The organism is Streptomyces sp. NPDC054883 (genome assembly GCF_053610645.1).
Map to the genome: position 1 here is coordinate 78,173 of NZ_JBSGYT010000031.1, position 12,942 is coordinate 91,114.

General features: G+C 72.8%; 11 protein-coding genes. 2 read left to right on the forward strand and 9 right to left on the reverse strand.

Annotated elements, in window-relative coordinates:
- Positions 1 to 180: 180 nt before the first annotated feature.
- On the reverse strand, positions 181 to 720 hold the full coding sequence (locus ACWGH1_RS22695; protein WP_453355351.1) for a hypothetical protein: 540 nt from the start codon (positions 718 to 720) through the stop codon (positions 181 to 183).
- A 405-nt stretch (positions 721 to 1,125) separates the two neighbouring features.
- On the opposite strand from ACWGH1_RS22695, the gene ACWGH1_RS22700 reads away from it, so the two are divergent.
- Positions 1,126 to 2,532: an MFS transporter gene (locus ACWGH1_RS22700; RefSeq protein ID WP_453355653.1), complete on the forward strand. Its 1,407-nt coding sequence runs from the start codon at positions 1,126 to 1,128 to the stop codon at positions 2,530 to 2,532.
- Positions 2,533 to 2,540: 8 nt separating this feature from the next.
- On the opposite strand, the gene ACWGH1_RS22705 is transcribed toward ACWGH1_RS22700, so the two are convergent.
- Both ACWGH1_RS22705 and ACWGH1_RS22710 read right to left on the reverse strand, forming a co-directional pair.
- Complete coding sequence (locus ACWGH1_RS22705; protein ID WP_453355652.1) at positions 2,541 to 2,951, reverse strand: nuclear transport factor 2 family protein; 411 nt, start codon at positions 2,949 to 2,951, stop codon at positions 2,541 to 2,543.
- A gap of 188 nt (positions 2,952 to 3,139) precedes the next feature.
- Entirely contained in the window at positions 3,140 to 4,081 is a 942-nt protein-coding gene (locus ACWGH1_RS22710; RefSeq protein WP_453355651.1) for a helix-turn-helix domain-containing protein, read from the reverse strand.
- Positions 4,082 to 4,297: 216 nt separating this feature from the next.
- Between ACWGH1_RS22710 and ACWGH1_RS22715 the strand changes: the two genes are divergently transcribed.
- Positions 4,298 to 5,923, forward strand: coding sequence for a carboxylesterase/lipase family protein (locus ACWGH1_RS22715; RefSeq protein WP_453355650.1), 1,626 nt, complete (start codon positions 4,298 to 4,300; stop codon positions 5,921 to 5,923).
- Positions 5,924 to 5,950: 27 nt separating this feature from the next.
- Here the strand turns inward: ACWGH1_RS22715 and ACWGH1_RS22720 are convergent, their stop codons facing one another.
- From ACWGH1_RS22720 to ACWGH1_RS22745, 6 genes are all read right to left on the reverse strand, one after another.
- Positions 5,951 to 6,304 carry a hypothetical protein gene (locus ACWGH1_RS22720; RefSeq protein ID WP_453355649.1) on the reverse strand — a complete coding sequence of 118 codons (354 nt, stop codon included), beginning with the start codon at positions 6,302 to 6,304 and terminating at the stop codon, positions 5,951 to 5,953.
- Between the two features lie 17 nt (positions 6,305 to 6,321).
- On the reverse strand, positions 6,322 to 8,061 hold the full coding sequence (gene ctaD, locus ACWGH1_RS22725) for an aa3-type cytochrome oxidase subunit I (RefSeq protein ID WP_453408960.1): 1,740 nt from the start codon (positions 8,059 to 8,061) through the stop codon (positions 6,322 to 6,324).
- Between the two features lie 161 nt (positions 8,062 to 8,222).
- Positions 8,223 to 9,353: a site-2 protease family protein gene (locus ACWGH1_RS22730; RefSeq protein WP_453355970.1), complete on the reverse strand. Its 1,131-nt coding sequence runs from the start codon at positions 9,351 to 9,353 to the stop codon at positions 8,223 to 8,225.
- A 118-nt stretch (positions 9,354 to 9,471) separates the two neighbouring features.
- Positions 9,472 to 10,044, reverse strand: a complete 573-nt coding sequence (locus ACWGH1_RS22735) for a hypothetical protein (protein ID WP_453355971.1) — start codon at positions 10,042 to 10,044, stop codon at positions 9,472 to 9,474.
- A gap of 31 nt (positions 10,045 to 10,075) precedes the next feature.
- On the reverse strand, positions 10,076 to 11,143 hold the full coding sequence (locus ACWGH1_RS22740; protein WP_453355972.1) for an SCO0930 family lipoprotein: 1,068 nt from the start codon (positions 11,141 to 11,143) through the stop codon (positions 10,076 to 10,078).
- Positions 11,144 to 11,319: 176 nt separating this feature from the next.
- The gene (locus ACWGH1_RS22745; protein WP_453355973.1) at positions 11,320 to 12,759 is read right to left on the reverse strand and encodes an NADH-ubiquinone oxidoreductase-F iron-sulfur binding region domain-containing protein; all 1,440 of its coding nucleotides are present in this window, start codon (positions 12,757 to 12,759) and stop codon (positions 11,320 to 11,322) included.
- Between the last annotated feature and the right edge of the window lie 183 nt (positions 12,760 to 12,942).

Below are 12,942 nucleotides of genomic sequence, written 5' to 3' on the forward strand. Positions count from 1 at the left end.
GGGCAGTACGTTCCCGTGCGGATCGTGCGGTCGAGGTGGTCGGCGAGCGGCGGAGAGGCGTCGCGAAGGCGGCCGACGGCCTTGCGCACGGCCTGGGTCACGGCGGCCCTGGCCCGTTCGGAGGCCGCGCCGACCGCCGGTCGCGCCCTCCGAGCCCGACCGCCCTGGCGAGTTCGTCGGTCAGGAAAGCGCGTTCGAGCTCGGTCTGTTCCTGCCTGCCGATGTCGTTGGCGGCACGGGCCTCCTCGACGTCGTCCTCGATCTCGGTGAGCCGTCGGCGGTACATCGCCTTGGCCCGGCCGTCCAGGAGGGGGCCGGGTCGTCGCTGTCGGCGGCGCCCAGGTCGAGGACGTGGAGCTCCCGGCCCGGCGCGGCGAGCAGCCGGGCGAGGCGGTGCATGCCCTTGCTGTCGCGAACGGTCTTGCGCCGGCCCTCGAAGACGGCCCTCCTGTAGTCGCCCTCCCGGACGAACGTGTTCGACTCGGTCGTGTCCCGGGGCGAATCGGCGGCCGCGCACGCGCGGGCGATCCGTTCGAGCTCGGCACGCGCCGCCTCCCGCTCGAGGGCTTCGGCCCGGATGTTCCCCGGGGCGCGCAGGGCGTCCGCGAGCCGGAGCCGGCACTCGGCCGTCTCGTAGGGGGCGCCGATCCCGGTCCGGGCCCGGACGGCTTCGGCGAACGACGCGGCCGCGCCGGCCGCATCGCCCTCGGCGAGCAGCACCTCGCCCGCGCCCGGAGCGCCGATGCGGCGAGCGCGTTGCTTTCGAAGCGGACGGCCACCTCCGCGAGCTCGCGGCCCGCAGCCCGGGCCGTCTCCGGGTCGGCTCCGGCAACGGCGACCCTGAACCTGCGCGTCCGGCAAGGGGGCCCGCCGCAGCCCGGAGGCGGGGGGCAGCTCCTTCGACGGGATCGCCGGCGGCCGCGCCAGCACCGCACGGACCGCGGCGGCCGCGGTCTCCACCTCGCCGCCGGCGAGCCGGACGAGCGAGAGTCCGGGTTCGGGACAGCACCCACACCGCCGGCAGGGGCGCCGCGCGCGCTTCGGCGGCCGCTCCACATGCGCGGCGGCGGGGTTCGGCGCAGGCTGTGAGCGTGGTTGATCTGCCCATGTGCGGAGGCGAGGCCGATGGCTGACCCGGGTACCGAGGGACGGCCGTCGACGGCTCAGCGGCGGGTCCTCGCACCGCTCGCCCTCGCCCAGTTCATCTGCAGCTTCGCCGGCTCGAACATGAACGTGATGATCAACGACATGAGCGAGGACCTCGACACCACCGTGCAGGGCGTGCAGGTCGCGATCACCATCTTCCTGCTGGTCATGGCCGCATTGATGATTCCCGGCGGCAAGCTGACCGACCGCTACGGCCGCAAGCGGTGCTTCCTGGCCGGTCTCGCCGTCTACGGTGTCGGCGCCGTGCTGAGCGCCGTCGCCCCCGGTCTGGGCGTCCTGATCCTCGGCAACTCGATCCTGGAGGGGGTCGGCACGGCCCTGCTCATCCCGCCCGTGTACATCCTCACGACGCTCCTCTTCACGGACATGACCTCCCGGGCCCGCGCGTTCGGGGCCGTCATGGCGCTGGGCGGCATCGGCGCCGCGGCGGGGCCGCTGATCGGCGGGCTCATCACCTCCTGGATCAGCTGGCGGGCCGCCTTCGTGTTCCAGGCCCTGGTGATCGTGTTGATCATCGTGCTGAGCCGTCGCCTCGAAGACCCCCTGCCACCGGATCCGACGCGGTCCTTCGACACCCTCGGAGCCGTTCTCTCGGCCGTCGGTCTCGTACTCGTCGTCATGGGCATCCTGGCCGCCGACAACGACGTCCGGCTGATGATCGCCCTGCTCGTGCTCGGCGCGCTCACGCTGCTCTGGTTCTTCCGCCACGTACGCACCCGCGAGGCCGCCGGCAAGGAACCGCTGCTGTCCACCAGCCTGTTCCGCAACCGCACCTCCAATCTCGGCCTCGTCACCCAGAACGTCCAGTGGCTGCTGCTCATGGGCTCCTCGTTCACGGTGGCGGCCTATCTCCAGGTCGTACGCGGCTACGACGCCATCGAGACCGGCGTCGTCTTCACCGCGGCCACGCTCGGCCTGCTCGCCTCGTCCCTCGCCGCCGAACGCCTCGCGAAACGACGGGCCCAGCGCACGCTCATCACGACGGGGTTCGTCGTCTCGATCGTCGGCGTCGTCGTCCTGATCGCCATGGTCCACAGCTTCGCGAGCGCCTGGGCCTTCGCTCCCGGGCTCCTCCTGCTCGGACTGGGCCTGGGCGTGATGCTGACCCCGTCGGTCAACGTCGTCCAGTCGAGCTTCCCCGAGGCGCAGCAGGGGGAGATCTCCGGCCTGTCCCGCAGCGTGTCCAACCTCGGCTCCTCGCTGGGCACCGCCGTCGCCGGGACGATCCTCGTGGCCGGGCTCAGTACCGGCGCCTACGCCGCCGCGATGATCACCCTCGCCGGCGTCGGGCTCCTTGGACTCGCCGCCGCCGTGTTCCTGCCCCGCACCCCGGCCGCGGCCGACGCTCCGGCCGGGCCGCCCTGACCTGCGGTTCAGGGGTGGTCGTACCAGGAGAGGGCCGCTATGCGCCAGCCCTCGGGGGTGCGGACGAACTGGAGGGTCTTGGTGCCGGAGCCCTCGAAGGGCACGCCGTCCAGGGTCCCGGACTTGCGGTAGCCGCCGAAGCGCGAGGCGACGTCGCCCTGGATCTCGGTGCGTTCGGAGGTCTCCCACTCCGAGAAGCCGACCAGGCGCCCGTCGGCCAGCAGCCGCCGGCGGGGCTCGATGAACCCCTCGACGGTGTAGACCGTGAAGTCCGGGCCGGTCTTGACGATCACCCCGCCGGGGAGGAACAGCCGACGGAGCCGGCCGACATCGGCGGCCCTGCCGTCCCGGTTGTCGAAAGCGCCGAAGAACTCGGCGGTGAGTGCGTCGAGTTCGGACTTCGACCGCGTACGTGACATGCGGGCTCCCCCGGTTCGGCCCCCGGCCGCCTTCCGCGGACCGGGCAGGCCCCCATTGTGGCCAACGCCGGCTCGGCGCGGCTGCGAGCCGTCCAGGACTGCGGGTCCGCGACGGCCTGATCACCGAAGTGCCGTACCCGGCCGGCCCGCGTCTCAGGCCTCGGGCGTGCCGTCGCCCGGGTGTGCCGTCAAGGCCCCTCGTCCTGTGCCGGGGGCGGTCCGGCGTCGGCTATCGAGAGCGCCAGTCCGTCGGTCAGCCATCTGTGAGCCACCGTCATGTTCAGCGTGCGCCCGCCGGTGGTGGCGGTGACCAGGGCCCAATAGCGTTCCAGCCGGGGGTCGAAGCCGGATGACCTCGACACCAGCCCGTGCAGGTACGCGCGGAAGGCGGGAGTGTCCGACTCCCGCCGGGCCCGTGCGTGGGCGGAGACGAAAGCGTTCACCGCGTCCCCGGCGGCGGGCGGCCGACCCCGGGTCACGGCGGCGGCCGTCAGGGCGGCCGCCTCGTCGATCTCCCCGTAGAAGGCCGGGGCGTCCCTCATCTCCTCGTCGTGGTCCTGGGTCCAGCGCGTGAAGTCGGGCGTGGAGATCAGCAGATGGAGCCCGGCGTAGGCCAGGGCCGTGTCCGGGTCGGGATCCTGCGGCGGTCCGGGGGACAGCATGGCGATCATGATGTCGAGCCGGCGCTTGGGCATGGCCGCGGACAACTCGCGGTACCAGTGATCGGTGAGGGTGCGATGAGCCTGCGGGAGCCGCTGGACGCGCGAGAGGATCTCCAGACGCCGGAGCCGTTCCTCGCTCGGGCAGTCGTCCAGGGCCCTGAGCGTGGCTTCGCGCCACCGCAGCTCGGTCAGTCGTTCCTGCACCGTTTCCAGCTCGGTCGACACCAGTTCGCCGAGCGAGCACTCACCGGTGACCACCCGGGTGATGGTCGCGATCGGAGTGTCCAGCGCCCGCAGGCGTCTGATGAGACGGATCCGCTCCCACGCCTCGGGACCGTAGCGCCGGTGACCACCGGTGCTACGGCCGGCCAGCGGCAGCAGACCGCTGTCGGAGTAGTAGCGGAGGGTCTTCACCGGGACCCCCGTTGCGGCCGCGAGCTCACCGATGCTCCACGTGTCGTGCGTCACAGTGCCTTGAACCTCCAGCGCGCGGGAGGTCCTAGCGTAGGGAGCACTGACCGCGCCGGTCGCACCGCCGCCACCGCTCGGGCCCTCGTTCCGGCCCGACAGGCCGCGTGCGACCTCCTCCGGGCCGTCCGGCCAAGAACGGTGGTACGCATGCCCCCGAACACCACAGCACCACGTCCCCACGGAAGAGACAGGCTCCGTGCGGCCCTTCTGGCCTTGCTCGGCACCGTCGTGCTCCTCTCGGCCACCGCCGCACCGGCGGCCGGTGCTCCCGTTGCCGATCCTGTCGTACGGACCGACCACGGCCTGGTACGCGGCGTGTCACACGGCTCGTACGCCACCTTCGACGGCATCCCCTATGCCGCGCCGCCGACGGGGCCGCTGCGCTGGCGCACCCCGGCGCCGGCCGCCACGTGGCACGGGGTCCGGGACGCGGGGACGGCGGCTCAGCGCTGTGTGCAGATGCCGACACCAGGTGCGGGCGCCGTGGTCGGCTCGGAGGACTGCCTCTACCTCAACGTCACGACGCCGGCACCGGCACCGGCACCGAGCCCGGCGGGGCGCAAGCGCCCGGTTCTGGTGTGGCTGCACGGCGGGGCGTTCCTGGGCGGTTCCGGCAGTGACTACAGCACCGGACAACTGGCGGTCCGGGGGGACACGGTCGTCGTCACGGTCAACTACCGGCTGGGCATCTTCGGCTACTTCGGCCATCCCGGGTTGGGCTCCGCCGAGCCGTTCGGCCTCGCGGACCAGCAGGCCGCCCTGCGCTGGGTACGGGCGAACGCGGAGCGCTTCGGCGGTGACCCGGGCAGTGTCACGCTCTTCGGTGAGTCGGCGGGCGCCCTCGGCGTCTGCGCACACCTCACCTCCCCGACGGCCGTCGGACTCTTCCAGCGGGCCGTGCTCCAGAGCGGTTCCTGCCTCATGTCCTTCCCGCGCGGCGCACTCGGGCCGGGGACACCGGCGTACGAGCCGTTCGCCTCGCAGCACGATGTCCAGACGGCCGGTTCGGCAGCCGCCCGAGACCTGGGTTGCACGGCGGGCGGGGCGGAGGAGGCACTGGCGTGCCTGCGCGGGCAGAGCACGGAGCGCCTGGCCACCGCGCAGTTGATGCAGTCCTTCAACCGGCCCGCCTTCGAGAACGCGCTGCTGCCCGTGGCACCGGACCGGGCGTTGGCGTCGGGACGCTTCCAGCGGGTGCCGGTCCTCCAGGGCACCAACCAGGATGAAATGCGGATGTTCGTCGGCCTGACGCTCGCCGCGTTCCCGATCCGCAGCGAGACCGACTACCGCGCCCGTCTGGTGGACGCCTTCGGGCCCGCGGCCCCGGCCGTCGAAGCGCAGTACCCGGCGGCGGGCCACCCCACGCCCGCACTGGCCTGGGCCGCGGTGCTGACCGACCGGTCCCTCACGTGCACCACACTGGCGGCCGGCCGGGCCATCGCCGCTCATGCCCCCGGCCTCCCGCTCTACGGCTACGAGTTCAGCGATCCGGACGCCCCCGTCCTCACCGGCCTGCCGGCGAACCCGGGCTTCCCCTACGGTGCGGCGCACGGCTTCGAGATGCCGTTCCTGTTCTCCTCCTTCCCCACGGAGCGGCCGCTGACCGATGCCCAGCGCGCCCTGTCCGACCGGATGGTCGACTACTGGACCCGCTTCGCGCACACCGGCGACCCGAACACCCCCGACGCCCCGCCCTGGCCCGCCCTCGGCTCTTCGTCATCCCGCGCCCGGTCGGTGCAGTCGCTGGCCTCCGGACCGGGCGGAATCCACCCCGTCGATGCGGGTTCCGCCCACCACTGCCCGTTCTGGGACCGCCTGCCCCGGATCACGGCACCGTGATCCGCCCCGAGCACTTGAAGGCACCGCCTAGCGCAACAGGAGCAGCAGGCCGAGGACCAGGGCCGGCACCACCGGGACCGATGCCAGCACGCCGGCCGTGAGGCGTCGGCGCAGCATCCGGTAGCGGTGTTCGTACGCGGCCCCGAGTTCCTCCCCGCGGGCCACGACGGCGGCCAGCATCTGCCGCTTGAGGCGCAGGTGGTGCTCCGCGAAGAGGCCGGCGATCTCCTGCCGTTCGCCCAGGCCGAGCCAGGTCAGCCGCCCGGCGAAGGCCTGTGCCTCGGTGTGGGCCTCGCGGAGGGCCGCCTGGCTGATCAGGTAGCCCTCCAGGCGTGCCAGGCCGGCCGCGGCCTCCGCCTCCGCCCCACCCGTGTCGTCCATAGTCCGCCGCCGTCCCGTTATCCGGCGCCCGTGGGTCCGGCGGAGTCGTCGCGGGGCGGGGAGAGGGCCTGGTCCTGGTCGACCACGTCGCGCTGGCCCTCGTTCTCCCGGCGCTCCAGTTCCGAGACCTCGAAGTGGTGGAGGTCGAAGGCGGGGGATTCGGAGCGTACGCGGGGCAGGGTGACGAAGTTGTGGCGCGGCGGCGGGCAGGAGGTGGCCCATTCCAGGGAGCGGCCGTAGCCCCAGGGGTCGTCGACGGTGATGCGCGGCGCGTACTTCGCGGTCTTCCACACGTTGTAGAGGAAGGGCAGGGTCGAGCCGCCGAGCAGGAACGCGCCGATGGACGAGACGGTGTTGAGGGTGGTGAAGCCGTCGGCGGTGAGGTAGTCGGCGTAGCGGCGCGGCATGCCTTCGGCGCCCAGCCAGTGCTGGACGAGGAAGGTGAGGTGGAAGCCGGTGAACAGGGTCCAGAAGTGGATCTTCCCGAGGCGTTCGTCGAGCATGGTGCCGGTCATCTTCGGCCACCAGAAGTAGAAGCCGGCGAACGTCGCGAACACCACCGTCCCGAAGACCACGTAGTGGAAGTGGGCGACGACGAAGTAGGTGTCGGTGACGTGGAAGTCCATCGGCGGGGAGGCGAGGATGATGCCGGTCAGACCGCCGAAGAGGAACGTCACCAGGAAGCCGACCGACCACAGCATGGGTGTCTCGAAGGAGATCGAGCCCTTCCACATCGTGCCGATCCAGTTGAAGAACTTCACCCCGGTCGGCACCGCGATCAGGAACGTCATGAAGGAGAAGAACGGCAGCAGCACGGCCTGGGTGGCGAACATGTGGTGGGCCCACACGGTCACCGACAGGCCGGCGATCGCGATGGTCGCCCCGATCAGGCCGAGGTAGCCGAACACCGGCTTGCGTGAGAAGACCGGGAGGATCTCGGTGATGATCCCGAAGAACGGCAGCGCGATGATGTAGACCTCCGGGTGCCCGAAGAACCAGAACAGGTGCTGCCACAGGATGGGTCCGCCGTTGGACGGGTCGAAGACGTGCGCACCGAACTTGCGGTCCGCCTCCAGTACCAGCAGCGCCGCCGCCAGCACCGGGAACGCGAACAGGACCAGGACCGAGGTCAGCAGGATGTTCCAGGTGAAGATCGGCATCCGGAACATCGTCATCCCGGGCGAGCGCATGCAGATGATCGTGGTGACGAAGTTGACGGCGCCCAGGATCGTCCCGAAACCCGACATCGCCAGCCCCATGATCCACATGTCGCCGCCGATGTACGGGGTCCGCTCCACACTGCTCAGCGGCGTGTAGGCGGTCCAGCCGAAGTCGGCCGTCCCCTGCGGCGTCAGCAGACTCGCCACGACGATGAGGCCGCCGAAGAAGAACAGCCAGAACGAGAGCATGTTCAGCCGGGGGAACGCCACGTCCGGCGCGCCGATCTGCAGCGGCATGACCGCATTGGCGAACCCGGCGAAGGTCGGTGTCGCGAAGAACAGCAGCATGATCGTGCCGTGCAGGGTGAAGATCTGGTTGTACTGCTCGTTGGTGACGATCTGCATCCCCGGCCGGGCCAGCTCCGCCCGCAGCACCAGGGCCAGGATCCCGCCGAACACGAAGAAGACGAACGAGGCGATCAAGTACAGGTGCCCGATCGTCTTGTGGTCCGTCGTCGACAACCAGGCCACCACCACCCGTCCCGCGGATCTCCGCGGCCCGGGAACGGTCGCGATCGGCTCGGTGACAGCGGTCATCTGGTCCCCTGGGCGTCGGACGGCGGCGGGCTCGCTCGCGCGCGGGCGACCGGCTCCGGCCGCCGCACGCCCCTCCTGTCTACTGCCACCGTCCGCACGAGGCCGTACGACGGGCACGCGCGTACGGGTGAAGGTGGGTTCGCGCCCCTGCGCCGGCCGTCTCAGCCCGGCTTCCCGCCGCCCAGCACGTGGCGGCGCATCAGACGGGTGATGTCCTTGGCGGTGACAATGCCCACCAGACGGCCTTCGTCCACCACGAGGAGGCGGGGGCCCGTGGCCGTGCCGAGCCGGTCCAGGGCCTCGGTCAGGAGGTCGCCGGGGGCGGCGACCGCGCACCGCGACAGCGGGGTGGCCACGTCGCGCACCTGCACGGTGTCCCGCAGCGGGCCCTGGACCGCGGCCAGCCTGCGCAGTTCGACGATGCCGCTGGGCCGGCCGTCGAAGTCGAGCAGCGGTACGGCGGAGTGGTGGGACGGGAGGGCCACCTCGTCGATGAAGCGGCGTACGGTCAGCCAGTCGGCGCCGGTGGTGACCGGGCTGGTCATCGCGTCGGTGACGCGGACGCCTCGCAGGGCCGTGCCCATGACGGCGCGTTGCCGTTCCGCGCCCGCGACGACCATGACGAACAGGCCGGTGAACACGAGCCACAGCCCGCCGGAGGAGCCGCGCAGCAGCGAGACCCAGCCGACGCCCATGAGCAGGACGCCCAGTACCTGGCCGCTGCGGGACGCCGCCCGCTCGGCGCGATCGCGGTCCCCGGTCCGCCACCACAGCAGTGCCTGGACCACCCGGCCGCCGTCCAGTGGAGCGGCGGGCAGCAGGTTGAACACCCCGAGGGCCAGGTTGACCCAGCCCAGCCACCCGAGGACCGCGCCTGGCACCGCCCAGCCCAGGAGCCGGTCCAGGCCGATGCCGGCTCCGAGGGCGGTCCCGCCGATGAGCAGGCTGGTGAGCGGCCCGCTGACGGCGACCGCGAAGGCCGCCGAGGCGCTCTGCGGGCGGCCCATGCGGGTCATCCCGCCGAGGGCCCACAGCGTCACGTCCTGTACGGAGATCTTCTTGCGGCGGGCCATCGCGGCGTGCGCCGCCTCGTGCAGCAGCAGGCTGGCCATCAGGAGCAGTGCCCCGACGGCGCTGGCGAGGGTGTACACCGCGTTCGAGCGGCCCGGGGTCCACAGGGGGAGGGTCTGGCGGCCGAGGCCGTACGCGAGGAAGACCGCCAGCAGCGGCACGCTCCAGTGCATGCGCAGCGGTACGCCCACCACGCGTCCCACGGCGACCGAGCCGTTCATGGCCTCTCCCGGCGGCCCGGCGGCCGGTCCACCCGGGCCGCACCGCGCGACCCGTACCCCGCGGACCGGACGGCCGGGGCCTCACCTCCAGTGTCCCTCTCGGTGTTCCGCCGGGCCTCTAGCCCGGCGGAGCGTGCTCGGGGCCGGGCGGAGCCCCCTCGTGGGAGGCGGCCCCCTGACCCGGGCCCATGGTTCCGGACTCCATGCCCGGCTCCATGTGGCCCGGCTCCATGTGGCCCGGCTCCATGGCACCGGGGTCCCCGTGGGCGGCGCCGTGGGAGTCGCCGGTCTCCACCTTCCCGCCCAGGCGCTCGCGCAGCGGCGCCAGCGCTTCGGCGGAGGCGGCGGTGACCACCCACCGGTCCCCGACGAGGTAGGTACCGCCGTACTCGCGGGACTGCGCCAGCCACGCGCGCTGCCCTTCGTCGGCGGTGAAGGTCGCGATCCGGAACCCGGCGGCCCCCGCCCCGCACGCCCCTTCCCGCAGTTCCTCGGCATCGACGGTGATCTCGGCGGTGCAGCCGAGGGCCGCCGCCAGGTCCTGGACGGTGACGCGGCCCGCCGCAGGGGGCGCGGCGGCGGCGTGGGCCTTCGCGTGTCCGGTACCGCACCCGCCGCACAGCAGGGAGGCGAGCAGCACGGCCAGGCACGGCGCCAGGTGGCGGGCGGTGATACGGGGTGATTGCGGCATGTCTCCCTCGCAGGGGTTCGGGGCAAGGGGGCTACTGGCCTGCGGGGACCTTCTTGCCGGCGTCGTCGACGGCGAACCAGAGGCCCTGCTTGTTGTGTCCGTTGGTCTGGCCGGGCTGGGTGTCGCCGGTGAACAGGTAGACGGGCCAGCAGTCGATCGTCAGTTGCTCGGTGCCGTCCGGGCGCTTCACCGATCCGACCAGCTTCGCGGCGATCCCGGACACCTTCGTCTTGTCCACCGGCAGGGCGGGCTTCCAGGTGTTCAGGCAGGCGTCGAGGCAGCCGAATTTCATCGGCCAGGCGCTGTCCTTGTTGAACCGGTAAAGGGTGCGCCCCTGGCCGTCCACGATGATCTTCCCGAGTTTCGCGTCGGTGGCGACGGAGAGTTCGGTACCGGATTTGGCGTTCATGTCGCCCATTCCGCTTCCCGAACCGCCGCCCATTCCCGCTCCCATTCCTCCGGTGGCGGGCGTCCCGGGTTTTTGGCCGCCCTTCTGGTCGACGGCCTTCTTCCCGTCGGCGGCCAGCGCGTGCCAGGTTCCGCCGACGCCCTCGCCCGCGGCCTCGCCGGCCTGGGTGTCCTTGGCGTAGCGGTACACGGGCCAGCCGCCGAGCGTCAGCTGCTTGCTCCCGTCGGCGCGGGTGACCTCGCCGAGCATGGCGGCGTCGATGCCCGCGGCTGCCGAGGCGTCCGCCGCCGGGACGGGCGGCCAGGCGGTGGCGCAGTCGCCGGAGCAGTTCGAGGTGGGGGGCTTGGCGGTGTCCTTGTCGAACCGGTAGAGGGTCATACCGGCGCTGTCGGTGACCACGCTGCCGACGTTCGCGATGTCCCGCACGGCGAGCTGGCCGGCCCGGGCCGGCGTGCCGGCCGCCGCATCGCCGCCGTAGCCGGAGCCCGCTCCGGCGGCCGGGTCCGCCCCCGATCCGCCGGAGCCGTATGCGGTGCCGTATCCGCTTCCGATGGCCTTGCTGTCCCCGACCGGCTGTACGGAGTTTCCCGCGCGGCCGGCGTTCGACCCGCCGCTCCCGCATCCGGCGGCGAGTATCAGTACCGCCATCACCGATCCGGCTGCGGCCGCCCCACGACGCTTGTTGTTCACGGTTGCTCACTCCCTGCGTTTCCATTCGGTGGTTCTTCTTCCTGGGTCATTCATAAGGCCTGGGAAGCCCACCGAATTCGAATGGACGGGAATTTGTCAGATCGCGCCAAAGGCTGAACTGGGGCCGGCCGCGGCCGTTCACGGCTTTCGGGACGGGCCCTTTCCCGGCTGCCCGCTCATTCCTGGATGCGCAGTGCCAGCGCCGGGCACCGGCGGACCGCGCGCAGCGCCTTGGGCCGCAGCCGTCCGGGGACCGGCATGACGCCCTGGGCCGGGTAGCCGTCGGGGTCCAGCCGGACGATGTCGGGCAGCAGGTCGACGCAGAGGCCGTGGCCCTTGCACAGCGTCCAGTCCACGACGAGGCGTTCGGGGCTCTCGTCGGCCGGCAGGGGCAGCGCGCCCAGGGCCCGGCGCCCGCAGCCGCTGCCGAGCGCGTGGTCGCGGAACTCGTCGGGGAACACCGCGAGCGCGGAGGCCACGAAGGCGGAGGTGCCGTCGGGGTGGCTGCACGCGCCGCGGCCGAGCACCGAGCGCATCCGCGCCTGGACGGCTTCGAGGGCCGGGCGTCCGCCGCCGCCGACGAGGGCGTCCACCGCGTCGGCGAGCGAGGGCAGTCCGCGTGCGCATGGCCCGCACTGCCCGGCGGACTCGTCCGCCATCCAGCGGGTGACGCGGGCGACTTCCCCGGCGGGGCAGGTGTCGTGGGGCAGTGGCAGCACGGCGCCCGCCCCGAGGACGGCGTCGAGCGAGGCGAGCGAACGGCGGGAGAGCGCTGCGGAGCGGGCGGCGGCCGGACCCAGCCAGCGGCCGTGGTAGCCGCCGACCAGGACGCCCTGGCCGGGTTCGGATCCGCAGAGGTCCAGGACGTACGCCAGGGACGTCCCGGTCGGCACTTCGACGACCGTGGCTCCCCCGACGGTCAGCATGACGGTGCCGGGCTCGTCGTCGAGGCCCGCCATCCGGTACTCGGCGGTTCCGAGCCGCGCGGCGACGGCGAGCTGGGCGTAGGTCTCGGTGTTGGACAGCAGGGTCGGCAGCCCGCCCAGGCCCCGGTCGCTGGTCCGCACCTTCTGCCCGGACGGCAGCGCGGGGCCGCCCTCGATGCCGTTGATCAGGGCGGTGCCCTCCCCCGTGACGAAGCGTTCGGGGAGCCGGGCCACGCGGATCCGGCGGTCCGCGGGGTCGCGCTCGGCGACGGCGGCGCGCAGCGAGCCCTCCACGTCGTCCCGGGTGACGCCGACGACCACCTCCTCGGCGCCGAGCGCGTCGGCGGCCAGCAGCGCACCGTCGAGCACCAGGTGCGGGACGTGCAGCAGCAGGGCGGTGTCCTTGAGGCAACTGGGCTCGCCCTCGCTGCCGTTGACCACGACGGCGGTCCGGCCGTCGCGGCCCCGGGCGGAGCGGATGACGGCGCGGAGTTTGCGGGCGAAGGGGAATCCCGCTCCGCCGCGCCCCTTGAGGTCCACGCTCTCGGCCAGGTTCGCCAGTTCCTCGGCGGGATAGCGGGGCAGGGCCCCGTGCACGGCCAGGTGTGCGGCGAGGTCGAGGCGGGCGGCCAGGTCGAGCCCCGCCAGCAGCCGGGGGCTGCCGACGCAGCCGAGGGCGGGGCGGGACACGCCGGTCACTGGCGCCCCCGCGCCCCGCCGAGCGGTTCACCGGGGCGGTCGGCCACGCCGAGCCTGCTCGGTATGAACACCGCGGGATACGGCTGCGTGCCGTACGGCGGCGGCTGGTACGGCGGCGCGGCGGGCGGCGGCGGTCCGTACGGCGGCGCGGGGTCCGGCTGTCCGGCGTACGGC

Coding starts and splice junctions, on each gene's coding strand:
- ACWGH1_RS22720 (WP_453355649.1), bottom strand. CDS start 6,304: ATGGACGACACGGGTGGGGCGGAGGCGGAGGCCGCGGCCGGCCTGGCA.
- ACWGH1_RS22700 (WP_453355653.1), top strand. CDS start 1,126: ATGGCTGACCCGGGTACCGAGGGACGGCCGTCGACGGCTCAGCGGCGG.
- ctaD (WP_453408960.1), bottom strand. CDS start 8,061: ATGACCGCTGTCACCGAGCCGATCGCGACCGTTCCCGGGCCGCGGAGA.
- ACWGH1_RS22730 (WP_453355970.1), bottom strand. CDS start 9,353: ATGAACGGCTCGGTCGCCGTGGGACGCGTGGTGGGCGTACCGCTGCGC.
- ACWGH1_RS22735 (WP_453355971.1), bottom strand. CDS start 10,044: ATGCCGCAATCACCCCGTATCACCGCCCGCCACCTGGCGCCGTGCCTG.
- ACWGH1_RS22705 (WP_453355652.1), bottom strand. CDS start 2,951: ATGTCACGTACGCGGTCGAAGTCCGAACTCGACGCACTCACCGCCGAG.